Raw genomic sequence first — 25,966 nt, forward strand, 5'->3', positions numbered from 1 at the left:
CCGTCCCGCGACCGGCGCCGTCCCATTCTCCCTTGGCCGAATCGGCCCGGAGGGCGTTTGCGCCAACCACACCGGCATCGCTTCGGGCCGGGCCGTCGGGCACCAGCGTCCTTCTCCCCCTATTGGGGGAGGGCACCTCATCCACCGAACCCGACGTTTGCGCGAGAGACCTCGCCCGGTCGCGCCGGAATAGTCATAGGTGATCACGGCGAAGAAGCCGAAACGCCAATTCCAAAGACTCGCGCAGGGGAGATGATCCGCCATGACTCAGCCGCAGACGCTCAATGTGGAATATGCCGAATTGATTGCCCGGGCCAACGAAATCGAGGAACTGCTGCCTCCTATTCCGGCCACCAACCCGCAGCCTCCGTGCGCTCTGTCGAGGGCTTCTGACGCCGTCACGCAACTCGGCATTTCTGCGGACTCAATCCGGCTCTACCTGAAGGGCTGCGAGCGGGAATGGAAAGCACTCGCTAAGTCCCTACGGAAAGCGGCAAAAGCTTACGAAGAGGTCGACGAGGGAGCCGCGGACGCCATAACCAACGAGACGCCGAATGCGTTGGACGGCAATGGCCAAATATCGGCGCTCGACGACTCGGACATGCCTTGGGACCCTCCGGCGCCGTTGCCTGCGCCGCCGATCGGCGACGATCCTTACTACGAGGTCAGGCAGGCGACGATGGCGATCGAAGCCGGCGACCAGGGCGCGGCCTGCAAGGCTTTCGCCCAGGAATGGCACACCTTCCAGTTTGCGCTGCAGCAGATCGCCAGCCGGTTTCGCCCGTTTACCGCATGGGAGGGGGAGGCGAGGATGGCCGTCGAGCAAAACTTCGAACTACACCGGCAGTGGATCGCGTCGATGGTGCAACTGTGCTGCACGCTTCGTGACCAGGCCAACGACATCGTCGAGGCTCAAGTAAGAATCCGGCCTGCAAGTGGGACGGCGACGCAAGATTTCAACGGAAATTACCTCATCCCTGAAGAGCACCCGGGGCCCGGTGACATCTTGTTTGTCGAAAACACCTACAAGGCTGGTGTGGAAGACCACATGGAGGCGCTTATTCAGACGTCGATTGAGTGGTATGCCATTCTGCAGAAGAAGTCGGAGACGGCGCTGAAGTTTTATCGCGACAAAACCGTATTGGCGCCGCTGAATCCGCCGATGTTCCCGACCGCGACCGCGGCCGCAGAAGCAGTCGACGGTGGCTCCGGTGGCTCGGATGGCATCGATTTCGGGGACCTGCCCGACGGCCTGCCTTCGGGCGACGGCCTTTCCGGACTGCCGGCGATGCCCGCGATGCCGGGTGCCGGGATGCCGACGATGCCGAACGCATCCCTGCCCAGCGGTGCCGTGGTGCCGCCGCTGCCCGCGGCCGGTAAGGGCCTGCCGAAAGGGGCGCCGGTCAAGCCGGCGTCACTCGGCGGCGGCATCGGCGGCATCGGTGGAGGAGCTCTTCCGAAGACGCCTCTGCAACCCTGGGCGAACACCGGAGCCAGCGCCGGGCCTGCCGCCGCACCAGCGGGGGCGGGTAGTGGGATCCCGGTCCCGGCCGCGTACGCCAAGCTGAATGGGGCAGGCGGCGGTATGGGCGGCGGCATGCCGATGGGTGGTGCCGGCGGTCAGGGCCAAGGTGCCGGCAAGGGCAAGCGTGTGCAAACCGAAGATGAAGCGCTCTACACCGAAGAGCGGGCGTGGACCGAAGGTGTCATCGGCCGACGCCGCGCCTCGTGACCCGGAGCACGACGCTAACCTCACCGATATGGATCCCTTTCCGCTTGGTCGCTATTCGGTTGCCCGTGTCGGCTTCGGGGCCATGCAACTGCCCGGGCCCGGCGTGATGGGGCCGCCGCGCGATCGTGACGAGGCGCTGGCGGTGCTGCGCAGGGCCGTCGAACGCGGCGTCAACCACATCGACACCGCCCAGTTCTACGGCCCTGACGTGGCCAACGAGCTCATCCGCGAGGCGCTGCACCCCTACCCGGAGAACCTGGCCTTGGTGAGCAAGGTCGGCGGGCGTCGCGACGAGGCCGGCGCGTGGCTGCCGGTCAGCGAGCCGGCCGACCTGCGCCGCGACATCGAGACGAATTTGCGGACGCTCGGTGTCGATCGGCTGGCCGCGGTCAATCTGCGGCTCTTCGAAAGCGATGGCCCCGACCAGCTGTTCGACGACCAGATCTCGGTCATGATCGATGCCCGGGATCAGGGATTGATCGGCGGGATCGGGCTGAGCAACATCAACCGTGAGCATCTGCTGCATGCCGTAGAGCGCACCGAAATCGCTTGTGTGCAAAACGCTTTCAATCTTGTTCAGCGGGACTCGATCGCCGTGCTGGAGGAGTGCACCAGGCGCGGAATCGCCTTCGTTCCGTTCTTTCCGTTGGGGGCTTCGTTCGTGCAGCCCAACCCGGTGCTCGGTCACGAGCTGGTACGTGCGGCCGCCGAGAAACTCGGGCACACGCCCGCTCAGGTCGCGCTGGCCTGGACGTTGAGCGTGGCGCCGAATGTGCTGCTGATTCCGGGCACCTCGTCGGTGCGCCATCTCGAGGAGAACCTGGACGTCGCTTCCATCGATCTCGATGACGAGACTCGGGAGCAGCTGAACGCCGTCGCTGCCTGATGCCGCCGGTCGTCAGACGCGCGACCGCAGCTGATGCCGCAGCATGCGTCGAGATCTACCGCCCGTACGTGCTCGACACCGCGATCACGTTTGAGAACGACGTGCCGACGGTGCCGCAGATGGCAGAACGCATCGACAAGGCGCTTGCGACACACGAATGGCTGGTGCTCGAAGTGGACGGAAGAGTCGTCGGCTATGCCTATGCGCAACAGTTCAATCCGCGTGCCGCCTACCTGTGGTCGGTCGAGATGACTGTCTACCTCGCCAAGGACGGGCGCGGCGCCGGCGGCGGCCGGATGCTCTACACCGAACTGCTACGCCGGTTGGCCGAACGTGGATACCGGCGGGCATTCGCCGGTATTGCGCAGCCGAACGCCGCAAGCAATGCGCTGCACGCGGCGTTCGGCTTTCGGCCGGCGGGTCACTACGAGCGCGTCGGGTGGAAACTCGGCGCATGGCACGACGTCCAGTGGTGGCAGCTCGATTTGCTCGGGCCCGACGACGGGGGCGACCCGCCGCGTCCGATCACCGGTTAACCCTCGCCGAACGTACACTCTGGCGGGGAAGAGGAGAGAAAAATACGCCATGGTTGCACGTTCGGCGTTAAGCCATGATCGCTACTTGAGTTCGGCGGACGACAGGCCCAGCAGGCGGCGGGCGACAACCAGCTGTTGAATCTGCTGGGTGCCTTCGAAGATGTCCATGATCTTCGAATCGCGTGCCCACTTCTCCAAGAGTGTTTGCTCCGAATAGCCTGTAGTGCCGGCTAATTCGACGGCCTTGAGGGTGATGTCGGTGCCCACCCGGCCGGCCTTGGCCTTGGCCATCGACGCTTCCTTGGAGTTGGGGATCTTGTTGTCGGCCTGCCAGGCCGCGCGCAGGGTCAGCTGGTAGCTGGACTCCCAGTCGGCCTCCATGCGCAGGAACTCCGCCGCGGCGGCGCTTTGGGCGTGCGCGGGCCTGTCGTAGGAGATCTCCACTCCGGCCTCGGTCAGGATCTTGCGCAGCTCCTCCAACGCTGCCCGGGCGATACCGATGGCCATGCCCGCGACGACCGGCCGGGTGTTGTCGAAGGTCTCCATGACGCCGGAAAACCCTTTGCCCGATTCGATTTCGGGATTGCCCAGCAGGTTGTCCTTGGGAATCCGCACGTTGTCGAACCGGATCACCGCGGTGTCGGAGCCCTTGATGCCCAACTTCTTCTCGAGCCGCTCGACGCTGACGCCGGGATGTTCACGCGGCACGATGAACGACTTGATCGCCGGGCGGCCCAGCGACTTGTCCAACGTCGCCCACACCACGATGTGCGTGGCCCGCGAACCCGCTGTGACGAAGATCTTTTCGCCGTTGATCACATATTCGTCGCCGTCCAGCCTGGCGGTCGTGGACACCGCGGCCGAGTCGGATCCGAAGCTCGGTTCGGTGATCGCCATCGCGGCCCAGACCCGGCCGAGCCGGTTCAGCTGCTCGTCGGTGGCCACACCGCTGATCGCCGCGTTGCCCAGGCCCTGATAGGGCATCGACAGCATCATCGCCGCGTCGCCCCAACTGGCCTCCAGCGTCTGCAGCACGGCAGCCATGTTGGAGCCGTTGCGGTTTTCTTCCTTGCTCTCGCTGCTGCGGAACGCCTCGGCGCCGGCGAGTCCCATGGCGTTGGATTCAGCGGCTCCGGAGAACAGGTTGGACAAGGTGTCCAGCTCCACCGGATAGGCGTGCTCGTGGACGTCGTACTTGCGGGCGATCGGGCGCATCATTTCCGCGGCGCCCTGGTGCGCCTTGTCGATCACCGCCTGCATCTTGCGGGGCAGTTCCAGATTGATTGCCATGATTGGTCTTTCGCTTGTGAAGTGCGGAGCTAGATGACTTCTAAATAACCAAGACACCCTCGGCGACGCCGATGGCCCGCAGGTCGCGGTACCAGCGTTCGACCGGGTGTTCCTTGGTGTAGCCGTGGCCGCCGAGCAGTTGGACGCCGTCCAGGCCGATCTGCATGCCCTTGTCGGCGCCGAGGCGCTTGGCCAGGGCCGCTTCGCGGATGAACGGAAGCCCTTGCTCGGCACGGGCGGCGCCGCGCCAGGTGATCAGCCGCAGCCCGTCCAACTCGATGGCGATGTTGGCGCACATGAACGCAACGGCCTGCCGGCGGGCGACGGGCTCGCCGAATGCTTCGCGTTCCTTCACGTACGGGACGACGTAGTCGAGGACCGCGTGCGAGGTGCCGACGGCCAGCGCCGCCCAGCCCAGCCGGGACAGCGCGATCGCCTCGGAGTAGTCCTCGTCGGTGGCCTCGTCTTCGCCCAGCCGGCCGTTCAGTGGCACCGAGACCCCGGAGAGCTCAAGCTGGCCCAGGGCAGCGGCACGAATACCCATGCTCGGATCCGATTTGACGGTAAGGCCTTTGGCGCCCGATTCGACGATGAACAGCGCCGGCTTGCCGTTCAGTTGCGCGCCGACGACGAACAACTCGGCGTCGGCCGCGGCCGGCACCAACGACTTCACGCCGTCCAGCCGGTATCCGCTCGGCGTGCGGACCGCGGTGGTCTTCAGCCGGGTGGGGTCGAACAGGGGTTGCGGTTCGGCGATGGCCACACAGGCCTGCGGGACATTCTCGCCGGCGAACTCGGGCAGATAGGTGGCCTGCTGGTCCGCGCTGCCCCAGTGGGTCAGCGCCGACGCCACACCGCCAGGCGCCAGGAGGGGCAACGCCAACCCCATGTCTCCGTAGGCGAGTGCCTCGGCCACCAGCACGTTAGTCACGCTCGAGCGGTGTGCGGCGATGCCCTCGAAGTCCTCGGGAATGTTGATCGCGGTGATGCCGAGTTCGGCGGCCTTGGCGATCAGGTCGGGCGGGTAGCTCGCCGCCTCGTCGGCGTCGGGCGCCGCGGGCCGCAGCACCTCTTCGGCGAATTCCTCGAGGGTCTCGACGATCATCTTCTGCTCGTCGTCGGGCCTCAGGTCGTAGTAGTCCTTGCCGCTGGACTTCAGCCGGGTGGGTCCGCTGCGGATGCTCTGGACCCGCTTGAACTGCCGGGAAGCCGCACCCGCGGTGGAGAAGATCGCCTTGGTGCCGTAGCGCAGGCCCCGGTTCATCGGATCGCGCAGACGGTATTTGTCCAGGAATTCCTGGCCGACCAGCGGAGTCAGCAGCGCCAGGGTGATGTCGATCCCGGTGCGGCGGTGCGGTTGCATCCCGACGCCGGTGTTGCGGCCACGCCGTTTTCCGCGCGGCCGTGAAGTGTTTGAGCCGGAGACAGTGTCCGTCATTTCAGCAGCCTCTGTAGTTGGGGCGATGCAGTCAGGAGCCTATCTTACTCCGGAGTAAGATAAAGAGCGCTTGTTAGCTAATTCACACCAAGGCTGCGCAGTACGCGCTCGTGTAGCAGGCCGTTTGTCGCCACGACGTCGCCGCGATGCGGGCCCGCGGTGCCGTCCAGGCCGGTGAACGTTCCGCCCGCCTCCCGCACCAGGATGTCGAGCGCCGCCAGATCCCACACCGAAACTTCCGGTTCGGCCGCGATATCGACGGCACCCTCGGCGAGTAGGCAATACGAGAAGAAGTCGCCATAGGCGCGCACCCGCCATACCGCGTCGGTCAGCTCGATGAAGCGGTCCCGCAGGCCGCGCTGCGCCCACCCCGAGAGGCTGGAAAACGACAGGCTCGCCGAATCCAGTTGCGCCACTGAGGAAACCGACAGCCGGCGCGCCGGACCGCCGTCAACCGAGACGAAGGCGCCCTGACCGCGCGACGCCCACCACCGCCGGTGCAGCGCCGGCGCACTCACGACGCCGACCACCGGGACGCCGTCGTGCAGCAACGCGATCAGGCTGGCCCACACCGGAACCCCGCGCACGAAGTTCTTGGTGCCGTCGATCGGGTCGATGATCCATTGCCGGCCGGTGAAGGTGGTGGTCCCGCCGAATTCCTCCCCGACGACGCTGTCGCCGCGCCGCTCGCGCCCCAGCACCTCACGCACCTCTGCTTCGACCGCCCGGTCGGCGTCGGTCACCGGGGTCAGGTCGGGCTTGGTGTCGATGCGCAGGTCCAGCGCGCCGAACCGCTCGCGAGTCAGCATGTCCGCGCGGTCGGCAAGTGTCAGCGCCAGTGCGAGATCGTCCTGACTCATGCCAGCAGTCCTACCATGGCGGGTGCCGCGCCTGTCATCCCCGGTGATTGAAGTTGTCGACGACGCCCTTCAACGCATCGGGGTTACGCAGAAACGGCGTGATGATGTCGACCGGCAGGGGAAACACCACCGTCGAGTTCTGGTCGGCGCCCAGCTCCAACAGCGTTTGCAGATACCGCAATTGCAATGAGGCCGGGCTCTTCGACAGGGTCTCGGCCGCTTCGCGCAGCTCCGCGGAGGCCTGCAGCTCGCCGCGAGCGTTGATGACCTTCGCGCGGCGCTCACGCTCGGCTTCGGCCTCGCGGGCCATCGCCCGCTGCATCGACTCGGGTATCTCGACGTCCTTGATCTCCACCACCCGAACCTCGACACCCCAGGGTTCGGTCATCTTCTCGATGATGGTGCGCAGATCACTGTTGAGGTCTTCGCGGTGTGCCAGCAGCGTGTCGAGATCGGCGCGGCCCAGCAGCGAGCGCAGCGTCGTCTGGGCGATCTGCGAGGTGGCGACCGCGTAGTTCTCCACCGCCAGAATCGCCCTCAGCGGATCCACCACCTGGAACATGACGACGGCGTTCACCCGGGCCGGGACGTTGTCGCGGGTGATCACCTCCTGCGGCGGAATGGTCAACGTCACCAGTCGTTGGTCGACCCGAATCATCTTGTCCGCCAGCGGGATCAGCAGCCGAAGGCCGGGGTGGTAAAGCGGGCGAACGTGGCCCATCCGGAACACCACCCCACGCTCGTATTCGCGCAGCACCGTCAGGGACCACCACGCGACGACGATCAGCACCACGGTCAGCGCGACGAGAACCGCAATTGCTACTCCAGTCACTTTGCCTTCTCCTTGTTGACTTCCCAGCTGCCCCAGCGGGTGGAATACCGGTCGATCGCGGCGGCCACCTGGTCCTCGATCGCGGTGCGGTGCGGCAGGTGCTCGGGTGCGTTGGACGGCGTGTTCCACAGGTGACGGGCAAGGGGCAGACCCAGCGCCACCACCACCAGCATCGCTCCCGTCAGGACCAGCAGGTCGCTCGGGGAATGGTTGGTGACCGAGGTTGCCAGCGGCAGGATCACTCCCAAGGCGGCTACGCAGCAAGCGATCCCGCGATGAAACCGCCCGGCGTCCGAATGCGGCCAGGGATCGACGTCGCGACTGATCTCGCGGCCGTGCTCCGACGTCGTGCAACGGGCCTTGACCGGGCAGCTGTTACACACGACGGGCAGTGCGCGATACCGCATCACCCGGTGTTTCGGATCGAACGAGCTCGGCCACAGCCAATGATCCTGTGGGCACACCCAGGCGTCATGGTCGGGCCGATACACGAATTGGCCTGTGCGCCATCGCGCCGCACGTGCCGACGCGTGGCGGGCCATGGTGTCGAAACCCCATCCGATGGCCACCAATGCCAGCGAATACCCGGCGATCAGCCACACCGACGTGGCCGGCGGTGGCATCGGTCAGTCCTTCGCCGGCGCGGTAGAACCGACCTCGGCGTAGAGCGGGTGCTCCGGCAACTCCTCGACCGTCGTACCGGAACGGAAGTTGCGCAACGCGGTCCACGCGATCCAGACAAAGGGCAGGACACCGCCGAGGATCATGATGACGTCGCCGGGCAGGCGCAGCCATTCGAGGACCGCGTTGCCGGGTTTGGTGATGTAGCCCAGCGACCGGGCCTCGAAGTACCCGTCGCCGACCGAGTGATAAAGCTGCAGCACACCGAGCGGCAATAGGGTGGCGAACACCATCCACGCCAAGCCGATGTTCATGCCCCAGAACGAGATTCGGGCCAGTCGCTCCGGCCACTTGTCCGGCGGGATCACATAGCGGAACGCGAACATCGCCAGGCCGACGGCGAGCATGCCGTAAACCCCCATCATTGCGGCGTGCGCGTGGTTGGCGGTCAGGGCGGTACCGATCTGGTAGTAGGACACCACCGGCAGGTTGATCAAGAACCCAAAGATGCCTGCCCCCAAGAAGTTCCAGAAGCCGACCGCGACGAGGAACATCACCGCCCAGCGGTGCGGGAAGGGGTTCGCGTCACCCGACTGCTGGCGCGCGCCCAGCTGCAGGAACGCCCACGCCTCGACCGTCAGGAAGGTCAGCGGGATCACCTCGGCCGCCGAGAAGAATGCGCCCAGCGCCATGTGCTCGACCGGAGTGCCGGAGAAGTAGAGGTGGTGCATGGTGCCGATGACGCCACCGGCCGAATACAAGATGACGTCAAGGAAGATCACGCCCAACGCGATTCGCTCGCGCACCACGCCCAGCAGCACGAACATGTAGGCCACCATCACCGTGGTGAACAACTCGAGGAAGTCTTCGACCCACAGGTGCACCACCCAGAACCGCCAGAAGTCGGCGACCGTGAAATGGGTTTCACTGCCGGCCAGCAGCCCCACGGCATAGAACGCCGGGATCGCCAGCCCCGAGAAGAAGAACAGCCACGGCATGTTCATCTTCGATTCGCCCTTGAGCCGGGCGCGCATGCCACGCCAGATGATCGCGATCCACACGAACAACCCGAGGACCAACAGGATCTGCCACAGCCTCGGCAGGTCGAGGTACTCCCACTGCTGCGAGAACAGCCCGCCCTGGGGGATCACGCCGTAAATCGACAGCGCCTCGCAGATCAGCGAGCCGAACACGACCACGGCGACCGCACCCAGCAGCACATACGCCAACAGCCCCTGACGTTTCGGCTCACGACGGGCGATGAACGGCACCAGGAAGATGCCGCCCGCGAGAAATGCCGCGGCGGTCCAGAACAACGCCAGCTGCAGATGCCAGGTGCGGGCCAGGTTGTAGGGCAGCACCCGGGCCAGATCCAGACCGAAGAACGTCGACAAGTCGGCGCGATAGTGCTCGGCGGCCGCGCCCAGCAGGGTCTGCGCCAGGAACAGCACCGACACCACCGCGAAAAACCAGATGCAGGCCCGCTGCGCGGGCGTCAGGCTCACCTCACCGGGCTGGCGGAAGGACAGGTTGGACGCCTCGGCGCTGTGCCAGCCGACCTGCTGACTCCACCGCCCGTAGACCGCGAACATCACGCCGATGCCGCCCAGCAGCGCGATCAGCGACAATGCCGACCAGACGATCACCGGGGCGGTGGGACCGTTGTCGACCCGGGGTTCGGCCGGCCAGTTGTTGGTGTAGCTGTACTTGTGGCCGGGGCGTTCGGCGGCGGCCGCCCACGCCGTCCAGGCATAGAAGGCGGTCAAGTCGCGGATCTGTGCCTTGTCGGTGATGAACTGCGGCAGCAGCCCGTATTTCGTTGAGTTCTCGCCGAAGTAAGCGGCGTAGTGGTTCTGGATATGGTCGAACGCCGCGGCCTGGCGGTCGGTGAATACCAGTGTCTTGGTGTCGCCGTTGTAGCGGTTCGTTCGGAATTCGGTGACCACCCGATCGCGCGGATCGGTCACCCCTTGCCCGCGCAGTTGGTCGGCAACGTCATTGGTTGCCATGCGCAGGTATTCGGCGGTGTAGTCGGGCCCCAGGTAGGCGCCATGCCCCAGGACCGACCCGTACTGCATCAGGCCGCGGGATTGAAAGAGTTCCTGGCCCCGGGTGATGTCGTCACCGGTGAACAACAACTGGCCCGATTCGCTGACCACCTTGTCCGGCATGGGCATTGCCGCGGTGTAGGTGCGATAGGCCAGGATGCCCATCACGAGAAAACCGAAGATCATGACCAGTGCCACACCCTGAAGCCAGCCCTTTCCGATCAGGGGTTGCGACGAACTCTGTTGAACGCTCTGGTCAATAGCCATTTCGACGACCTTCCTGTCGGACGAGGGGCTGTTCCGGCTTCGATCGCGTGGCGACGCCACATGCATATCCGATGCGCGTTGTTCCGCGCAGGCAACAGTATTGGCCGACGAATCTGACCAATAGGGACCAATGGCACCGATCCGGGGCCAATACCAGTGGGGGACACCGGCTTCGGGGCCGACACCGTACGGAACCGGGGCCCGGCGATGAAGGGACTTTCGGCCCTAACGTCGCATGGCCGCGCGGCGGGATCATGTAACTGCGGGTTGCAGTAAGCCTCACGTAGCTCGGAAGGTCGCACATCATGAACCGCCTGACCACGCTGGATGCCGGTTTCCTCAAAGCCGAAGACGCCGATCCACGGGTCAGCCTGGCCATCGGCGGTCTGGCGGTCATCGAAGGCCCGGCCCCCGAGCGCGGCGCGTTGATGTCTGCATTCGCCGAGCGGATACGCGCCTGCCCGCGGTTTGGGCAGCGGTTGCGGTTGCGGCCGTTCGACCTCGGTGCTCCGCAATGGGTGGATGATCTCGACTTCGACATCGGCCGGCATATGCGCCGGGTGGCGCTGCCGCAACCCGGCGACGACCAGGAGTTGTTCCGGGTGGTCGCCGATTTGATGGCGAGGCGGCTGGACCGGGCCAGACCGTTGTGGGAGATCTGGGTCATCGAAGGTCTCGCCGATGGGCGATGGGCGATCCTGACCAAGATCCACCACTGCATGGCCGACGGGATCGCGGCCGCCCATATGCTTGCCGGGTTGTGCGACGACGGCGTCGGACACAGTTTTGCCCGGCACGTCAGGGTCGCCGAGGTGCCGAAAATGCCTGTAGTGGAGGCTAATCCGCTGGCCATACTGGGTGGGCTGTGGCACATGTCGACCTCCGTGGCCGCGGCCGCCGCGCGAGCTGCTCAGGGCGCCACGGAAATCGCGCTGGGCCTGCTGTGTCCGGCCGCATCTTCGCTGAACGGGCCGATCGGCGGGTTGCGTCGATACAGCGGCGCGCGGGTGTCCCTGGCCGATGTCGAGCACGTGTGCGCGACGTTCGACGTGACGATCAACGACGTTGCACTAGCGGCAATTACGGAAAGCTATCGCAATCTGTTGGTGAAGCGCGGCGAGCGGTTGCAGCCTGGTTCGTTGCGCACCTTGGTGCCGGTGTCGATGCGGTCTACCGATGCGTTCGACAAGACCGACAACCGGGTTTCGATGATGCTACCGCAGTTGCCGATCGACGAAGAGAACCCGGTGCAACGGCTGCGGATCGTGCATTCGCGATTGGACCGGTCGAAGGCCGGCGGACAACCGCAGGCCGGAAATGCGTTGGTGTCCATGGCGAATCACATCCCGTTCGCGTTCACCGGGTGGGCGCTCGGGTTGCTGACGCGGCTGCCGCAACGCGGCGTCGTGACGGTGGCCACGAACGTCCCCGGTCCACGCCGGACCCTGCGAGTGATGGGCAAAAAGGTGCTGGCCGTGTTCCCGGTCCCGCCGATCGCGATGCAATTGCGAACCGGCGTCGCGATGCTCAGCTATGCCGACGATCTGTTCATCGGAGTCCTCGCGGACTACGACGGACTCGCCGACGTTGACGAGCTGGCGCGCGGGATCGAAGCCGCGGTGGCTCGCCTGGTGGCCATCAGCAAACGGCGCAAGGATCATTACGCCCGCGGACCCTTATCCCTGGTCGTGTGACGATGAACGATCTGGTCGACCGCGCCGACGTCGAGGCGCTGTTGCGTCGCTTCTACAACCGGGCGCTGACCGACGACGTTCTGATCGAGCCCTTCGCCGAGTTGCGGTCCGAAGGGTTGGACACCCACATCCCGATCATGTGCGACTTCTGGGAGACCGTGCTCTTCCGCGCCGGGCGCTACCGAGGCAGCGCGCTCACGGTGCACCGCGTCATACACCAACGAACCCCGTTGTCCGGCAAGCACTTCGTACGTTGGCTGACCATCTGGCGCGCCACCGTCGACGAGATGTATCGCGGGCCGGCGGCCGAGCGGGCCAAGGTGCAGGCCGCCCGGATCGCGTGGGCGATGCACCGGCGCCTGACCGGGGTGGACGCCGACGAACTCGACGCGCTGCTCGCGAGCTGATCGGGTCAGGCAAAGCTCGCGTTCGGGTCGGGTTCCGGGCCGAATGTGAAGTGGCGACCGGTGATATCGGTGGGGATCACCCGGACGTAATGCTTCTTGACCGTCGCGGTCCACGGCATCAGCTGGGCGCGCGCGGCATCTTCGATCTCCGCCGCGGTCCGCAGCAGCTTTGCGCGGCCTCGGACGATCACGCTCCAGCCCTGGGCGACGTCGTGGTCGTCGGCCTCGAACAGCACGACGCTGTGACCCACGGCGGAAAACAGCTTGGTGCCCTCGGCGGTGCGAAACAGCACCGTGCGGTTCTGCACCGCGTAGTTCACCGGGAAGATCTCCGGCTCACCGGCGAAACTGGTCACCAGCCGGCCCAGGGCGACGCCGCCCAACCTGCGCCAACTCTCGTCTTCTGACAAGACGACCGCGGGCTCATCCGTCATCGACCTCACCTTTCCGTCGGCGCACCAGTACCCACGACGCTACGGCGAATCCGAGTGCGACAGTAGGGTCCTAGGTCAACTCGGCCGAACGCAGCGTCGGCCGTCCTACGATGGCGACGTGTGGGAATTCGCTCTGTTACTTCTGCTCGTCGCGGTGTTGGGCGGATTGATTGCCCAGCGGTTCATCCCGCGTGGCCCGCGCGGTGAGCTGCTGAGCGGCACGTTGTTGGTGACCGGGGTGAGCCCGCGACCGGACGCCACCGGCGAGCAATACGTCACCATCGCCGGTGTGATCAACGGACCGACCGTCAACGAATACCCCGTCTACTGGCGGATGGCGGTCGACGTCGAGCAGTGGCCGAGCATGGGCGAACTGCACGAGGTGGTGTATTCCTCGAAGAATCCCGACAACTGGAAGTTCGCTCCGTCCGCGGGCTGACGGAGGTTCGGTTCCCCGGCGGCGGGTGAACGTGACATCACCGTCGGTCGCTTGCGTAACGCGCAACGACGCTCGGGTCACCATGTCGCCGGCGCGGGTGGCAGCACCCTGACCCGAACGCCGTACCGCGGGACCAACAGCGTGGCGCGATAGGGCGGCCGCATGCCAGGGACGCCCGGCAGCCCGTAACCGCTGTTGACCAGCTCGCCGGTGGCCACGAGTGTCGGCGAACCCGGGCTTGGCAGTACGGCAGCGGGGCCGGTTGCCGGCCCGGCCCAGCCGGCCGGCACGGACATCGAGCCGATCGAACCGGCGCCGCCGAGAGTCGCGGATACAGCGCCCAACCCGCGGCCGACGTTCGGCGTGGCAGTGGCAAGAGCGGGTAACGGGGCGCTCACGGCGGGCAGCGCGCGCGAGCCGGGTAGCAGGCCGGCGCTGCGGCAGGCTCCGATGATGTCCTGAGGGAAAGACTCCAGGCTCGCCATGTTGTCCGTCGAGGCAAAGAGGGCCAGGGCGCCGTCGGTGAAGTCGAAGTCGGCGGGAGCAGACGTGCTGTTCGTTGGCGCGCCAGCGCCAGAAGTATTCTGCGCCAAGAGGTTTGACGCGGTGCTGTTGACGGCCCGAGCCACCGCAGCGTCTTGAGCGCTCGCCGCGTCCTGGTTGGTGGTCGGGCGCGGGGAATTGAACGGCGTCAACCGCGTCGTGGCCGCCGATGACGCCGCATAGCCGTACATCGCGGTGGCGTCCTGGGCCCAATACTCGGCGTACTGTGCCTCGGTGGCCGCGATTGCTGCGGTGTTCTGGCCGAAGAAATTGGTCGCTACCAGCGCAGCCAGCTGGACGCGATTGGCCGTCACCGCCGCCGGGGGCACCGTCATCGCATATGCCAATTCGTAGGCCGCGGCCGCGGCTCGCGCCTGCCGAGCCGTCTGCATTGCCTGTTCGGCGGTGCATGTCAGCCATGTCGCATAGCGTGCGGCCGTGGTCGACATCGACTGCGCCGCAGGACCTCGCCAGTGCAGCCTGGTCAGACCGGACAGCACCGCCCCATAGCTCTCGGCCGTGTTGTGCAGCTCCGCGGACAGCGCGTCCCAGCTTCCCGCGGCAGCGAGAAGCGGGCTCGCGCCCGGCCCGCTGTACATCCGCGCAGAGTTGATCTCTGGCGGCAGAAGAACGAAATCCACCATCTCACAGGCCCGATGCAGGCAACGTCGGCAGCGGCGGGCATCACCCACCTGCGAGTGGGCGCGACATCACGGTGGGCCGCATGCCGTATTTCGGCCCGAGGGCCGAGCCCTTGGAGACGGCCGCTCCCGGCATCCCGGGATAGCCCGGATAGCCGGACGCGGCCGCTTCTTCGGTTCCCGGGATCGCCACCATGCCCAGCGGTTCAAACCGCGGGACCGGGGCGGTCGACGGTGGGCACCAGCTCGCCGGTACTGACATCGGCCCGATCGAGCCGGCACCGCCAACCGATGCGCTGACGTTACCCAGCCCCGCGCCGCCCGCAAGGCTGGCAGCGGCGGCGGTTCCTTCGGTGGCCCCACTGAGTGCGGCGGGGGCCACGACCGGCGCCGCCGTCGCCGCGCCGGGCAACAGACCCAAATTGCTCTCGGCCCCGATGATTCCGGTGGCGAAGCTTTCCAGGTTGTAGGTCGAGTTGATCGCGCCGTAGCCCGCCAGGATGCCGTCGAGCGCGGTGAAGTCGCTGGGGACGAATCCATTCTCGGGCAGCCATCCCGTCTGCCCGACCGCAGACAGCGCCTGTTGAGTCGAACTCGCCGAGGCGGCGTCGGTGACGGCTCGGGCCACCGCGGCGTTCTGCACGGATGGCGCGTCGGCGTTGGTGGTCGGGTCGGGGGAGGGGAACGGCGCCAACTGCGCCGCGGCCGCGGCCGAGGACGTTTCATATCCCGACATCGCGGCGGTGTCCTGGGCCCAGAAGTCGGCGTACTGGGCGTCGGTCGCCGCGATCGCGGCGGTGTTTTGTCCGGCGTAATTCGTTGCGATCAACAACCTCTGCAGCGTGCGGTTGGCATCGATCGCTGCCGGAGGCACCATGGACGTCCACGCCTGTTCGTACGCGGCCGCGGCCGCCCAGGCTTGCCTGGCCGCCTGCTTCGCCAGCCGGGCGGTCTGCCTGAGCCAATCCGCATAGGGCGTGGCCGTGGCCGCCATCGCGGCCGCCGCGGGACCCTGCCAGTCCAAACTGGTCAGGTTCGACAGCACCGATTCATAGCTGTCGGCGGCCGTGGTCAACTCGACGGCCAGCGAATCCCATCCGGCCGCAGCGGCCAGCAGCGGGCCTGACCCCGGGCCGCAGTACATCCTCGCCGAGTTGACTTCCGGCGGAAGAAACGCGAAATCCATTGTGTGGCAGCTCCTTCGTTGGTAAGCGCGATGAACCGCACGGCAATCGGCAGTCGGTGCCGTTTGTCGTGGTCTCGGACAGTCGATTGGCGGATTCAGACGCAAAGATTTTGTGCGGCAATTGTTTTGGTGACCGGCGCGGGACGCCACGCTAGCAGCGTCGCAGTCACCGAATCGTCGGTGGGGCGTGCGCACAGGGCATTCGGGGCCGCCTTTGCTAACTGAACGCCATAAAAATCCCAAGCCGTGGGGCGCCCCATCGCGGTTTGGAGTGAATTTCTCGGAGCTGCCAAGTGAATTTCCGATGCCGGAAAACGGAAAATTACCAGCTGGTGGCGGGGCCCTATTCGGCCCATTACCGCGGCTTGATCAATAACCCGTACCCGGAGTCACGCTTTGGAATTCGCTCTGCGCCGGGCACCGGGAAATCGGTGCGATTGCTTGCATTGCGGTTGCCAGGTGGCATTCTTTAGCCATGGCGGGCAAAGAGATCGACCCGATCCGGGCGAGAAGTGCGCTTGCGGTGATCCGGCAGCACCCGGTTCTGACGCTGTTCGCGGTGTCGCCCGCGCTCGCGGTGCTGGGGGTCATCTGGTGGCTCGCCGGCGCCGGGTGGGCTATCGCGGCAGCCATTGTCGGGCTACTGGCCGGCGCCGGCCTCATCGTGCTGCGACGCTGAACCGAGTCAGCCGTGGCCGATGCGCAACAGCTCGGCGAGGTTCGGCAGCTTGACGCGGGGACGCCCGTGCGGCTCGCCGGCCGCACGCTCATAAGCGTCGATGACGTCCCAGTGGGCCGAGGTGACCAGTTTCGGCTGGCGCGAGGCCAGCCAGTCGGCCAACTGATCGGCACGATCGGCGGGGGATTCGGCCAGATCTTGCCCGCCGGTCAAATCGCTGATCAGGGTGTCGACGGTGTCCTGGGAGTCCTTCTTATTGGTGCCGATAACCCCGGTCGGTCCGCGTTTGATCCACCCGACCACGTATTCGTTGCGGCGGCCGTGGACCCGGCCGTCGGTGTTGGGGATGGTCGCGCTCTTGTCGTCGAAGGGCAGGCCCGGGGTGGGCACGCCGCGATAACCGACGGAACGCACCACCAGCTGCGCCGGTAGCTCTTCGCGCTCCCCAGTGTCCTTGGCCGATACCCGCCCGCTCTCGTCGGCGACCAACTCGTTGCGGCCGAGCACGATTCCCTCGACCCGCTCGTCGCCCTTGATCTCGATCGGCGAGGTCAGGAAGCGGAACACCATGCGGCGATGTCCCGGGCGCGGCTCGCGGCCGGCGTAGTCGCGTAGCACCTTGATGTTCTGCTTGGTGGTCTTGCCGGCGGCCTCGGCTTCCTCGTCGGTGATGCCTTCCAGCTGCGCGGGATCGACGATGACGTCGACGCCCTCGAGGTCGGCGAGCTCGCGCAACTCCAGCGTGGTGAACGCGGTCTGCAGCGGTCCCCGCCGGCCGAGGATCACCACTTCTTCCACGCCGCAGGGGCGCAGCGATTCCAGGGCGTGATCGGCGATGTCGGTAGCCGCCAGTGCGTCGGGCGCGGTGACCAGAATGCGAGCGACGTCGAGTGCGACGTTGCCGTTGCCGATGACCACGGCCCGGGCGCCCGACAGGTCGGGCGAGATCTGCTCGAAGTTCGGGTGGGCGTTGTACCAGCCGACGAAATCGACGGCGGCGACGCTGCCGGGCAGTTCCTCGCCGGGGATGTTGAGAGAACGATCGGACTGCGCGCCGACCGCATAGATCACGGCGTCGTACCGCTCGGCGAGTTCGGCGGCCTCGATGTGTTCGCCGACCACCACGTTGCCGAAGAACCGGAAGCGCGGATCAGCGGCCGTCTTCTCGAACTGCTTGCTGATCGACTTGATCTTGGGGTGATCGGGCGCGACACCGGAGCGCACCAGCCCCCACGGCGTCGGCAACATCTCGAGCATGTCGACCGCGACGTCGATCTCGTCGGAGGTATCGGCGGCCTTCAGCAAAGAGGCCGCGGCGAAGAACCCCGACGGTCCGGAGCCGACGATGGCGACATGGAATCGACGCATACTCAAGCCTTCTGTTCATGCCCGGCTGCGACGCAAGGGGCTGAGAACGGGCTGGGCGTCGCAGTCGCGGGCGCACATGATGGTGATTCGATGCTAGACGGTGAAGCCACGCCGGTGGTCGAAGTGCTGCGCGTCGCGACCTGAGCATTCGCCGCCGACCGGCGCGCCGGTAACGTGGTCGGCTGTGGAACCCGACCGTCAAGCCGATATCGCCGCCCTCGACTCCGCCCTGACCACGGTGGAGAGGGTGCTCGATGTGGACGGTTTGCGCAGCCGCATCGAGAAGCTCGAACACGAGGCGTCCGATCCCAAACTGTGGGACGACCAGGCCAACGCGCAGCGGGTGACCAGCGAGTTGTCGCACACCCAGGGCGAGCTGCGCCGCATCGAGCAGTTGCGGCAGCGGGTCGACGACCTGCCGGTGCTCTACGAGCTGGCCGCCGAGGAAGGCTCCGAACAAGCGGGGGCCGACGCGCTGGCCGAAGCGGATGCCGAGCTGAAGGCCCTGCGTGCCGACATCGAGGCCGCCGAGGTGCGCACCCTGCTGTCGGGGGAGTATGACGAGCGCGAGGCGCTGGTCACCATCCGCTCCGGCGCCGGTGGGGTGGACGCCGCGGACTGGGCCGAGATGTTGATGCGGATGTACATCCGGTGGGCCGAGCAACACAACTACGGCGTCGAGGTGTTCGACACGTCCTACGCCGAAGAGGCCGGGATCAAAAGCGCCACCTTCGCCGTGCACGCACCGTTCGCCTACGGCACGTTGTCGGTGGAGCAGGGCACCCATCGGCTGGTGCGCATCAGCCCGTTCGACAACCAGAGTCGCCGCCAGACGTCGTTCGCTGAGGTCGAGGTGCTGCCGGTGGTGGAGACCACCGACCACATCGACATTCCGGAAGGCGATCTGCGTGTTGACGTGTACCGATCCAGCGGTCCGGGTGGCCAGTCGGTGAACACCACCGACTCGGCGGTTCGACTCACCCACATCCCGACCGGTATCGTCGTGACTTGCCAGAACGAGAAGTCGCAATTGCAGAACAAGGTTGCGGCGATGCGGGTTCTTCAAGCAAAGTTGTTGGAGCGCAAGCGTTTAGAAGAACGAGCCGAGCTGGACGCGCTCAAAGGTGACGGCGGTAGCTCCTGGGGTAACCAGATGCGCTCCTACGTATTGCATCCGTATCAGATGGTCAAGGATCTGCGGACCGAATACGAGGTCGGCAATCCGGCGGCCGTCCTGGACGGGGACATCGACGGGTTCCTCGAAGCGGGGATCCGGTGGCGCAACCGAAAAGATGACGATTAATACAACTTTTGTTGCTACCGCGATGACGCAGCCGTGGCACAACTTTTGGCGCGGCCATATTGGTGGCTGGATTCTCGACCAGGGTCTGCACATCGTCATGTTGCTGATCGCGGCGGTGCTCGCGGTCCGCTTCGTGACCTGGGTGGCTCAGCAGGTCACCCGGCAGCTCGACGTCGGCTTCGCCGAAAGCGACGCCCTGGTGCGCTCCGAAGCGACCAAGCACCGCCAGGCCGTAGCGTCGGTGATCCAGTGGGTGTCGATCGTGTTGATCGCGATCTGGGGTGTTGTCCAGATCGCCGACGTGCTCAACTTCTCCGTGGGCGGTCTGGTCGCGCCTGCCACCGTGATCGGTGCGGCACTGGGTTTCGGTGCTCAGCAACTGGTCAAGGATCTGCTCTCGGGCTTTTTCATCATCGTCGAAAAGCAGTACGGCTTCGGTGACCTGGTGTCGTTGACCGTCGCCGGGATCAACGCCGAGGCGCGCGGCACGGTCGAGAACGTGACATTGCGGGTGACCCGGCTGCGTTCGTCGGACGGCGAGCTGTTCACCATCCCCAATGGCCAGATTGTAAAGACCATCAACCTGTCCAAGGACTGGGCGCGAGCGGTGATCGACATCCCCGTCTCGACCAGTGCCGACCTCAACCGGGTGAACGAGGTCTTGCACGACGTCTGCGACCACGCCATGGACAACCCGTTGCTCGGTGAGCTGCTGCTCGACGCACCCACCCTGATGGGCCTGGAAAGCATCGAAGTCGACACCGTCACGCTGCGCATGGTGGCCCGCACGCTGCCCGGCAAACAGTTCGAGGCCGGCCGGCAGCTGCGGGTGCTGGTCATGCGGGCACTGGCCCGCGCCGGCATTGTCACCACGGCCGACGCAACGGTGAGTGTCGTTCAGGACGACGCCGGCGTCGAGCAGTCCGCCCAAGCATCGGGTGAGATCGCGCACGAGTCGGTGAAGAAGTGAAGCTGACCCTCAACGTCCTCGAAAAGCACCGCGACGAGGATCGCCGCTGGCCGCGCTATGTGTTCGGGGGCCGGATGCGCACCTCGACGGTGGCGTTGATCCTCGCCTTCCTCGCCGTCTGGTGGGTGTATGACGCCAACCGCCCGGAGCCGGCGCCCAAGGCACCGCCTTCGCAGGTGGTGCCGCCGGGCTTTGTGCCCGACCCGAACTACACCTGGGTGCCGCGCACCAGGGTGCAGCCGCCGGCCAACACCTACGTTCCGTCGCCGACCAGCACGGTGCCGCCGAGCCCGACGGCCACCACACCGCCGCCACCCCCGCCGAGCCCGACGACCACGTCGCCGCCGCCGTTCCAGCTGCCCTGCCTGCTGCCGCCGCCCTTCTGTCCGCCCAGCCCAAGCCCGACGCCATCACCCCAACAGCAACCGATGCCGGGCCCGGGGCCGGCGCCCACATCGGCGCCACCCGCGGGCTGATCTCCGCGGTCCAGCGAAATTCACCGCTACACTGGCGTGCCGTGATGATCACCCTTGACCATGTCAGCAAGAAGTACAAAGCGTCGGCGCGTCCGGCGTTAGACGACGTCAACGTCAAAATCGACAAGGGTGAATTCGTCTTCCTGATCGGCCCGTCGGGCTCGGGCAAATCGACGTTCATGCGGTTGCTGCTGGCCGCGGAGACGCCGACAACCGGCGATGTGCGGGTGTCGAAGTTCCACGTCAACAAGCTGCCCGGTCGGCATGTGCCCAAGCTGCGCCAGGTGATCGGCTGCGTTTTCCAGGACTTTCGTCTGCTACAGCAAAAGACGGTGTATGAGAACGTGGCCTTCGCGTTGGAGGTCATCGGCAAGCGTGCCGATCAGATCAACCGGGTCGTGCCCGACGTGCTGGAGACGGTCGGCCTGTCCGGCAAAGCCAACCGGCTGCCGCACGAACTGTCGGGCGGTGAGCAGCAGCGGGTGGCGATCGCGCGGGCGTTCGTCAACCGGCCGCTGGTACTGCTGGCCGACGAGCCCACCGGGAACCTGGACCCCGACACCAGCAACGACATCATGGATCTGCTGGAGCGGATCAACCGCACCGGGACGACGGTGTTGATGGCCACGCATGATCACCACATCGTGGACTCGATGCGGCAGCGCGTCGTGGAGTTGTCGCTGGGCCGGCTGGTTCGCGACGAGCAGCGCGGCGTCTACGGGATGGACCGCTAGTGCGCTTCGGCTTCCTGCTCAACGAGGTCCTGACCGGTCTTCGCCGCAATGTGACGATGACGGTCGCGATGATCCTGACGACCGCGATCTCCGTCGGCCTGTTCGGCGGCGGCCTGCTGGTGGTGCGGTTGGCCGAGCATTCCCGCGCTATCTACCTCGACCGCGTCGAGACGCAGGTGTTTCTCACCGAAGACGTCTCCGCGAACGATCCGGCGTGCAGCACCAATCCGTGTAAGGGGTTGCGCACGAAGATCGAGGGCCGCGATGACGTCAAATCGGTTCGCTTTCTTAATCGCCAGGACGCCTACGACGACGCGATCCGAAAGTTCCCGCAGTACAAGGACGTTGCGGGCAAGGATTCGTTTCCCGCCTCGTTCATCGTCAAGTTGAACAATCCCGAGCAGCACAAGGACTTTGACGTGGCGATGCAGGGCCAGCCCGGAGTGCTCTCGGTGCTCAATCAGAAAGATCTGATCGACCGGCTGTTCGCGGTCTTGGATGGCCTGAGCAATGTCGCGTTCGCCGTCGCATTGGTGCAGGCAGTCGGTGCGATCCTGTTGATTGCCAACATGGTTCAGGTAGCGGCATACACGCGGCGCACCGAAATCGGGATCATGCGGCTGGTGGGGGCCAGTCGCTGGTATACCCAGCTTCCGTTCCTGGTGGAGGCGATGCTCGCGGCAGCTCTTGGCGTGGCGATTGCGGTCGGCGGCCTGATCGTGGTGCGCGCCCTGTTCCTGGACAACGCGTTAAATCAGTTCTACCAAGCTAATTTGATCGCCCGCGTGGACTACGCCGACATCCTTTACATCTCTCCGATCCTGTTCCTGCTCGGCGTGTCGATGGCCGGGTTGACGGCGTACGCGACGCTGCGCCTCTACGTGCGGCGTTAGCTGTGGCCGCAAAGTCCGGTGGGGGCAAAACGAGCGGTGGCAAGCGAGACGGCAAAAAGATCGTGGCCACCAATCGCAAGGCCAGGCACAACTACGCGATCGAGGAGTTGTTCGAGGCAGGAGTGGCTTTAGTCGGCACCGAAGTCAAAAGCCTACGGCTGGGCCAGGCTTCGCTCGCCGACGCGTTCGCAACCGTCGACGACGGCGAAGTGTGGTTGCGTAACTTGCACATTCCCGAGTACGAGCACGGTAGCTGGACAAACCATGATCCTCGTCGCAATCGGAAGTTGTTGTTACACAGGCGACAGATCGACACACTGATCGGAAAAATCCGCGATGGTAACCTCGCCTTGGTGCCGCTGTCGTTGTATTTTTCCGAGGGCAAGGTCAAGGTCGAACTCGCACTGGCACGAGGTAAGCGAGCGTACGACAAACGTCAGGACCTCGCCCGCCGTGACGCCCAGCGTGAAGTTGTTCGCGAACTGGGGCGACGAGCAAAGGGTATGAACTGATCGGAGCCGCCTACGCCCAGCTGTCTGCCGTGTCCTACGGCGTCAGCGACTTTGTGGGCGGCGTCGCAGCGCGGCGGGTGGCCGCGCTGCGCGTGATGTTGGCGGCGTACCCGGTCGAGGCCGTGTTGCTCGGGCTGATCGCATTGTGCGCGGGCGGGCCGATCCATTCCGGTGCGATCTTCTGGGGCTGCCTGTACGGCATCGGTCAGGCGTTCGGCATGTGGGCGTTCTACGCGGCGCTGGGCTCCGGTCCCATCTCGGTGGTCGCGCCCCTGGCGGGCGTACTCAATGCGGCCGTGCCCGTGGCCGTCGGTGTCGCCTTCGGGGAGAGACCCGGCTCCGCGGCCTCGATAGGCGTCGTGCTGGCCATCATCGCGGTGATGCTGGTCAGCCGTGAGGCCGGCGTCGAGGGCAAGACACAGTTCCGGTTCACGCCCAAAGTGGCCTGGCTCACCATATTGGCCGGGTGTGCGTTCGGACTGGACCTGGTGTTCCTGCACCAGTCGCCGCACGATTCCAAGCTGTGGCCGTTGATGTTCGCGCGGCTGTCGGCGACCGTGGTGATCACCGCGCTCGCCGCCTCGAGACGTACCTTGCGGCTGCCGCGCGGCAAGTCGATGAAGCTGGCGCTGGCCATTGCGCTGCTGGACATCTGCGCCCTGGTAACCCAGCTGATCGCGCTGCAGTCCTGGCTGCTGTCGTTGGCGAGCATCATGATTTCGCTGTATCCCGCCGCCACCGTCGTCCTGGCGATGATGGTGTTGCGCGAGCGAGTGAGTCGCTGGCAGGGCATCGGCATGGTGATGGCCATGGGATCTGTGGCCATGATCGCCGCCAACTAACTTCTGTTTCGCGACCTACTATGGTCCGGGCGGGACTAGGTCGGGAGAAAACGTTGGGTGATGACCCGGTTATTCGTGAGTTGTCCGCTGCCGTCGAACGCAGCCCCGACGTGGTGGAGTTGCGGTTGCACCTGGCGGGGTTGCTGGCGGACCGCGGACGCTACGCGGAGGCGCTTGGTCACTGCAGCGCGGCGCTGAGCCAAGATGCCGGCAACGCCAACGCCTTGAGCCTGGTGCAGCGCTGCAGCACGGCGCTGGCGGCGCCGGCGCAGCCGGCAGCGGAGAATGCACCCGCGACCGGGCGCCCCGCCGCCGACGCCCAGTTCGATTGGTCCAGCGCCGAGCGGCAAGTCGCCGACATCATCGAGCCGGCTTTCGTCGAACCCGATGTCGTCAACGAGGGCGACTTCGACGTGCTGGAGCGCAGCGGAGTCCGGCTCGACGATGTCGCCGGCATGACCGATGTCAAACGGCAGATTGAACTTTCGCTGCTCGGCCCGATCCGCAATCCCGAGCTGATGAAGGCTTACAAGGTTTCGGCGCGCGGCGGCCTGCTGCTGTACGGGCCGCCCGGCTGCGGCAAAACCTATATCGCCAAAGCTATTTCGGGTGAACTCGGGGCGAATTTCTACCAGGTGAGAATCGCCGACGTGCTGCACCATTGGTTCGGCGAGAGCGAACGCAGCATCCGCTCGGTCTTCGACAGCGCGCGCCGCAACGCACCTTGCGTGCTGTTCTTCGACGAACTGGACGCGTTGGGACACCGGCGTTCGGCGTTGAGCGGCAGCTCCGGGATGCGGCCGGTCGTCAATACCCTGCTGGAGGAAATGGACTCGGCCACCTCGACCAACGACGGGGTGTACGTGCTCGGTGCGACCAATGCTCCGTGGGATGTCGATCCGGCGCTGCGGCGGCCCGGGCGGTTCGACCGGATGATTTTCGTGGGATTGCCCGACGCCGACGCCAGGACGGGGATTCTGCGCTCGCATCTGAAAGATCGGCCGGTGGCGGGCATCGATTTGAAATCGATCGCCAAGCGCACCGATGGCTTTTCGGGCGCAGACCTTGCGCATGTGTGCGACAGCGCAACGCAATTGGCGATGTCGGCGTCGATGCGCAGCGGGCAGGTCCGTCCGGTGACGATGGCCGATGTGGATGAAGCCGCAGCACAGATCCGGCCCAGCACCGGGCCCTGGTTCGAGGCCGCCCGCAACATCGTCGAATTCGCCAACAACGACGGAACCTACGACGAGCTGGCGAAATACTTGCGGCGCAGGAAAATTCGGTAGCCGCCGATGACATCGGAGCCCGGTGTCGACCAAGCCATCCACGTTGCCGAGGCGTACTTCGATACCGAGAATTACGAACGCGGGCGGGATATTCTGCGCCGTTCGTTGTCGCAGAACCCGAACGATCCTGGCTTACTGGCACAACACGCCCGCGCCGAATACTTGCTCGACAACTATGACGGCGCTTCGCGCAGCGCATACGCCGCATTGGCCGCCGCGCCGCAGCACGAGTTGGCCATGCGGATCTATGCGTTGTCGCTCGATGGCCTCGGCCGTTACGGGGATGCGCTGTGGATGGCGTGGCAGGGAGTGAAGACTCACCCGAATGAGCCTCTGCAACATCGGGTTTACGCGCGACTGCTGCAGAAGTCCCGCCAATTGCATTCGGCGCTGGTGGTCGTCGACGAGGCGTTGCGGCTTGACCCCGCCAGCCCCGACGGGCTCGTCCTGCGCGGCTCGATCCTGCATGATCTGGGTCGCATCCCGGAATCGACGGAGTCGTACCAGCAGGCGTTGGCCCTGGATGCAAACCATGCCGCGGCGCTGAACAACATGGCGGTCAATCGGCTGCAGCGCGGCAAGTTCGGCCACGCCCTGCGGGGGTTTCTCGGTGCCGCGGGCAGCGACCCGACGCTGGGCGATCTGGTCCGCCGGAACATCGGCGCGGTGCTGGCGAAGATGCTGCGCCGGTTGACCGTCGTTGCCACCGTGCTGGCGGTTCTGATCCAAATCGTCGGGTTCAACCACGGTCATCCGACGGTGGTGCTACGCGTGGCGACCGGAGTGCTCACCGCGGCGCTGATCGTCATTCTCGGCCGACTCCTGCATGCGATACCCCGCACGGTTCTGGTGTCGGTCCTGCGGGAGCGGGGCTTTGTCGTTGCCCGCCTGGTTCATGCGGTGCTGGTGATCGGGCTCGGAGCGTTTGTTACCGCCTTCGGAGGATTGATCTGGACGATCGCGGCGTCGGGCATTCTGTGGATCGTCGGTCTGGTTCTGACGCGAGTGGGGCTGACGATCGGCCGCTAATCGGCCTAGCATCCGAC

At 65.7% G+C, this 25,966-nt stretch carries 26 protein-coding genes; 16 read left to right on the plus strand and 10 right to left on the minus strand.

Annotated features, from left to right (window positions below; genetic code table 11):
* Window positions 1-262: 262 nt before the first annotated feature.
* From espB to BN973_RS09230, 3 genes are read left to right on the plus strand one after another with little or no spacing between them, the layout of a single operon-like run.
* Window positions 263-1,732 (plus strand): EspB family ESX-1 secretion system-associated protein, encoded by a 1,470-nt coding sequence (gene espB / locus BN973_RS31000; protein ID WP_051641184.1) that lies wholly within the window; start codon window positions 263-265, stop codon window positions 1,730-1,732.
* Between the two features lie 28 nt (window positions 1,733-1,760).
* Window positions 1,761-2,618: an oxidoreductase gene (locus BN973_RS09225; protein ID WP_036472204.1), complete on the plus strand. Its 858-nt coding sequence runs from the start codon at window positions 1,761-1,763 to the stop codon at window positions 2,616-2,618.
* Window positions 2,618-3,154: a GNAT family N-acetyltransferase gene (locus BN973_RS09230; RefSeq protein WP_036467554.1), complete on the plus strand. Its 537-nt coding sequence runs from the start codon at window positions 2,618-2,620 to the stop codon at window positions 3,152-3,154. Before BN973_RS09225 ends, BN973_RS09230 begins: the two co-directional genes overlap by 1 nt.
* Window positions 3,155-3,235: 81 nt before the next feature.
* On the opposite strand, the gene BN973_RS09235 is transcribed toward BN973_RS09230, so the two are convergent.
* The 6 genes from BN973_RS09235 to BN973_RS09260 form a co-directional block, all read right to left on the minus strand.
* Window positions 3,236-4,444: an acyl-CoA dehydrogenase family protein gene (locus tag BN973_RS09235; RefSeq protein ID WP_036467556.1), complete on the minus strand. Its 1,209-nt coding sequence runs from the start codon at window positions 4,442-4,444 to the stop codon at window positions 3,236-3,238.
* Window positions 4,445-4,484: 40 nt separating this feature from the next.
* Entirely contained in the window at window positions 4,485-5,882 is a 1,398-nt protein-coding gene (locus BN973_RS09240; RefSeq protein WP_036467557.1) for an acyl-CoA dehydrogenase family protein, read from the minus strand.
* 77 nt (window positions 5,883-5,959) lie between these two features.
* Window positions 5,960-6,742: a histidinol-phosphatase gene (gene hisN, locus BN973_RS09245; RefSeq protein WP_036467560.1), complete on the minus strand. Its 783-nt coding sequence runs from the start codon at window positions 6,740-6,742 to the stop codon at window positions 5,960-5,962.
* A 34-nt stretch (window positions 6,743-6,776) separates the two neighbouring features.
* Complete coding sequence (locus tag BN973_RS09250; protein ID WP_036467563.1) at window positions 6,777-7,574, minus strand: slipin family protein; 798 nt, start codon at window positions 7,572-7,574, stop codon at window positions 6,777-6,779.
* On the minus strand, window positions 7,571-8,197 hold the full coding sequence (locus BN973_RS09255) for a hypothetical protein (RefSeq protein WP_036467564.1): 627 nt from the start codon (window positions 8,195-8,197) through the stop codon (window positions 7,571-7,573). The genes BN973_RS09250 and BN973_RS09255 overlap by 4 nt, the downstream gene beginning before the upstream one ends.
* Before the next feature lie 3 nt (window positions 8,198-8,200).
* On the minus strand, window positions 8,201-10,510 hold the full coding sequence (locus BN973_RS09260) for a nitric-oxide reductase large subunit (RefSeq protein WP_036467566.1): 2,310 nt from the start codon (window positions 10,508-10,510) through the stop codon (window positions 8,201-8,203).
* Between the two features lie 305 nt (window positions 10,511-10,815).
* On the opposite strand from BN973_RS09260, the gene BN973_RS09265 reads away from it, so the two are divergent.
* Complete coding sequence (locus BN973_RS09265; protein WP_036467568.1) at window positions 10,816-12,204, plus strand: WS/DGAT/MGAT family O-acyltransferase; 1,389 nt, start codon at window positions 10,816-10,818, stop codon at window positions 12,202-12,204.
* Window positions 12,205-12,206: 2 nt separating this feature from the next.
* Window positions 12,207-12,611: a group III truncated hemoglobin gene (locus tag BN973_RS09270; protein WP_036467571.1), complete on the plus strand. Its 405-nt coding sequence runs from the start codon at window positions 12,207-12,209 to the stop codon at window positions 12,609-12,611.
* Window positions 12,612-12,616: 5 nt separating this feature from the next.
* On the opposite strand, the gene BN973_RS09275 is transcribed toward BN973_RS09270, so the two are convergent.
* A complete protein-coding gene (locus tag BN973_RS09275; protein WP_036467574.1) occupies window positions 12,617-13,045 on the minus strand; it encodes a pyridoxamine 5'-phosphate oxidase family protein in 429 nt (142 codons plus the stop codon).
* Between the two features lie 118 nt (window positions 13,046-13,163).
* Here BN973_RS09275 and BN973_RS09280 point away from each other — a divergent pair, with 118 nt between their 5' ends.
* Complete coding sequence (locus tag BN973_RS09280; protein ID WP_036467577.1) at window positions 13,164-13,484, plus strand: hypothetical protein; 321 nt, start codon at window positions 13,164-13,166, stop codon at window positions 13,482-13,484.
* Between the two features lie 77 nt (window positions 13,485-13,561).
* Here the strand turns inward: BN973_RS09280 and BN973_RS09285 are convergent, their stop codons facing one another.
* Together BN973_RS09285 and BN973_RS09290 are read right to left on the minus strand one after the other, a co-directional pair.
* The gene (locus tag BN973_RS09285; RefSeq protein ID WP_036472205.1) at window positions 13,562-14,668 is read right to left on the minus strand and encodes a PPE family protein; all 1,107 of its coding nucleotides are present in this window, start codon (window positions 14,666-14,668) and stop codon (window positions 13,562-13,564) included.
* A gap of 43 nt (window positions 14,669-14,711) precedes the next feature.
* Window positions 14,712-15,854, minus strand: a complete 1,143-nt coding sequence (locus tag BN973_RS09290) for a PPE family protein (RefSeq protein WP_036467580.1) — start codon at window positions 15,852-15,854, stop codon at window positions 14,712-14,714.
* A gap of 475 nt (window positions 15,855-16,329) precedes the next feature.
* Between BN973_RS09290 and BN973_RS09295 the strand changes: the two genes are divergently transcribed.
* Window positions 16,330-16,533: a hypothetical protein gene (locus BN973_RS09295; protein WP_036467582.1), complete on the plus strand. Its 204-nt coding sequence runs from the start codon at window positions 16,330-16,332 to the stop codon at window positions 16,531-16,533.
* 6 nt (window positions 16,534-16,539) lie between these two features.
* Here BN973_RS09295 and BN973_RS09300 read toward each other — a convergent pair whose 3' ends face one another.
* Window positions 16,540-17,901, minus strand: coding sequence for an FAD-dependent oxidoreductase (locus tag BN973_RS09300; protein WP_036467584.1), 1,362 nt, complete (start codon window positions 17,899-17,901; stop codon window positions 16,540-16,542).
* 184 nt (window positions 17,902-18,085) lie between these two features.
* On the opposite strand from BN973_RS09300, the gene prfB reads away from it, so the two are divergent.
* The 9 genes from prfB to BN973_RS09345 all read left to right on the plus strand — a co-directional run bounded on the left by prfB (window position 18,086) and on the right by BN973_RS09345 (window position 25,949).
* Window positions 18,086-19,204, plus strand: a complete 1,119-nt coding sequence (gene prfB / locus BN973_RS09305; RefSeq protein WP_036467586.1) for a peptide chain release factor 2 — start codon at window positions 18,086-18,088, stop codon at window positions 19,202-19,204.
* Window positions 19,194-20,174, plus strand: coding sequence for a mechanosensitive ion channel family protein (locus BN973_RS09310; protein WP_232232050.1), 981 nt, complete (start codon window positions 19,194-19,196; stop codon window positions 20,172-20,174). Before prfB ends, BN973_RS09310 begins: the two co-directional genes overlap by 11 nt.
* Window positions 20,171-20,650: a hypothetical protein gene (locus BN973_RS09315; protein ID WP_036467591.1), complete on the plus strand. Its 480-nt coding sequence runs from the start codon at window positions 20,171-20,173 to the stop codon at window positions 20,648-20,650. The genes BN973_RS09310 and BN973_RS09315 overlap by 4 nt, the downstream gene beginning before the upstream one ends.
* Window positions 20,651-20,694: 44 nt before the next feature.
* Entirely contained in the window at window positions 20,695-21,384 is a 690-nt protein-coding gene (gene ftsE / locus BN973_RS09320) for a cell division ATP-binding protein FtsE (protein WP_036467593.1), read from the plus strand.
* The gene (ftsX, locus tag BN973_RS09325) at window positions 21,384-22,277 is read left to right on the plus strand and encodes a permease-like cell division protein FtsX (RefSeq protein WP_036467595.1); all 894 of its coding nucleotides are present in this window, start codon (window positions 21,384-21,386) and stop codon (window positions 22,275-22,277) included. Before ftsE ends, ftsX begins: the two co-directional genes overlap by 1 nt.
* Window positions 22,278-22,279: 2 nt before the next feature.
* A complete protein-coding gene (gene smpB / locus BN973_RS09330) occupies window positions 22,280-22,789 on the plus strand; it encodes an SsrA-binding protein SmpB (RefSeq protein ID WP_036467597.1) in 510 nt (169 codons plus the stop codon).
* Between the two features lie 92 nt (window positions 22,790-22,881).
* Window positions 22,882-23,631 (plus strand): EamA family transporter, encoded by a 750-nt coding sequence (locus tag BN973_RS09335; RefSeq protein WP_232232195.1) that lies wholly within the window; start codon window positions 22,882-22,884, stop codon window positions 23,629-23,631.
* Between the two features lie 53 nt (window positions 23,632-23,684).
* The gene (locus BN973_RS09340) at window positions 23,685-24,920 is read left to right on the plus strand and encodes an ATP-binding protein (RefSeq protein ID WP_036472207.1); all 1,236 of its coding nucleotides are present in this window, start codon (window positions 23,685-23,687) and stop codon (window positions 24,918-24,920) included.
* A 6-nt stretch (window positions 24,921-24,926) separates the two neighbouring features.
* Complete coding sequence (locus tag BN973_RS09345) at window positions 24,927-25,949, plus strand: tetratricopeptide repeat protein (RefSeq protein ID WP_036467598.1); 1,023 nt, start codon at window positions 24,927-24,929, stop codon at window positions 25,947-25,949.
* Window positions 25,950-25,966: the final 17 nt, after the last annotated feature.

This window comes from Mycobacterium triplex (assembly GCF_000689255.1).
Lineage (GTDB): Bacteria > Actinomycetota > Actinomycetes > Mycobacteriales > Mycobacteriaceae > Mycobacterium > Mycobacterium triplex.

What these genes read in the sequence shown, in the direction of transcription:
- BN973_RS09260 (WP_036467566.1), bottom strand. Translation starts at nt 10,510, where the DNA reads ATGGCTATTGACCAGAGCGTTCAACAGAGTTCGTCGCAACCCCTGATC.
- espB (WP_051641184.1), top strand. Translation starts at nt 263, where the DNA reads ATGACTCAGCCGCAGACGCTCAATGTGGAATATGCCGAATTGATTGCC.
- BN973_RS09255 (WP_036467564.1), bottom strand. Translation starts at nt 8,197, where the DNA reads ATGCCACCGCCGGCCACGTCGGTGTGGCTGATCGCCGGGTATTCGCTG.
- BN973_RS09270 (WP_036467571.1), top strand. Translation starts at nt 12,207, where the DNA reads ATGAACGATCTGGTCGACCGCGCCGACGTCGAGGCGCTGTTGCGTCGC.
- BN973_RS09295 (WP_036467582.1), top strand. Translation starts at nt 16,330, where the DNA reads ATGGCGGGCAAAGAGATCGACCCGATCCGGGCGAGAAGTGCGCTTGCG.
- BN973_RS09265 (WP_036467568.1), top strand. Translation starts at nt 10,816, where the DNA reads ATGAACCGCCTGACCACGCTGGATGCCGGTTTCCTCAAAGCCGAAGAC.
- BN973_RS09240 (WP_036467557.1), bottom strand. Translation starts at nt 5,882, where the DNA reads ATGACGGACACTGTCTCCGGCTCAAACACTTCACGGCCGCGCGGAAAA.
- BN973_RS09290 (WP_036467580.1), bottom strand. Translation starts at nt 15,854, where the DNA reads ATGGATTTCGCGTTTCTTCCGCCGGAAGTCAACTCGGCGAGGATGTAC.
- BN973_RS09345 (WP_036467598.1), top strand. Translation starts at nt 24,927, where the DNA reads ATGACATCGGAGCCCGGTGTCGACCAAGCCATCCACGTTGCCGAGGCG.
- BN973_RS09310 (WP_232232050.1), top strand. Translation starts at nt 19,194, where the DNA reads ATGACGATTAATACAACTTTTGTTGCTACCGCGATGACGCAGCCGTGG.
- BN973_RS09225 (WP_036472204.1), top strand. Translation starts at nt 1,761, where the DNA reads ATGGATCCCTTTCCGCTTGGTCGCTATTCGGTTGCCCGTGTCGGCTTC.
- BN973_RS09275 (WP_036467574.1), bottom strand. Translation starts at nt 13,045, where the DNA reads ATGACGGATGAGCCCGCGGTCGTCTTGTCAGAAGACGAGAGTTGGCGC.
- ftsE (WP_036467593.1), top strand. Translation starts at nt 20,695, where the DNA reads ATGATCACCCTTGACCATGTCAGCAAGAAGTACAAAGCGTCGGCGCGT.
- BN973_RS09300 (WP_036467584.1), bottom strand. Translation starts at nt 17,901, where the DNA reads ATGCGTCGATTCCATGTCGCCATCGTCGGCTCCGGACCGTCGGGGTTC.
- hisN (WP_036467560.1), bottom strand. Translation starts at nt 6,742, where the DNA reads ATGAGTCAGGACGATCTCGCACTGGCGCTGACACTTGCCGACCGCGCG.
- BN973_RS09230 (WP_036467554.1), top strand. Translation starts at nt 2,618, where the DNA reads ATGCCGCCGGTCGTCAGACGCGCGACCGCAGCTGATGCCGCAGCATGC.
- BN973_RS09235 (WP_036467556.1), bottom strand. Translation starts at nt 4,444, where the DNA reads ATGGCAATCAATCTGGAACTGCCCCGCAAGATGCAGGCGGTGATCGAC.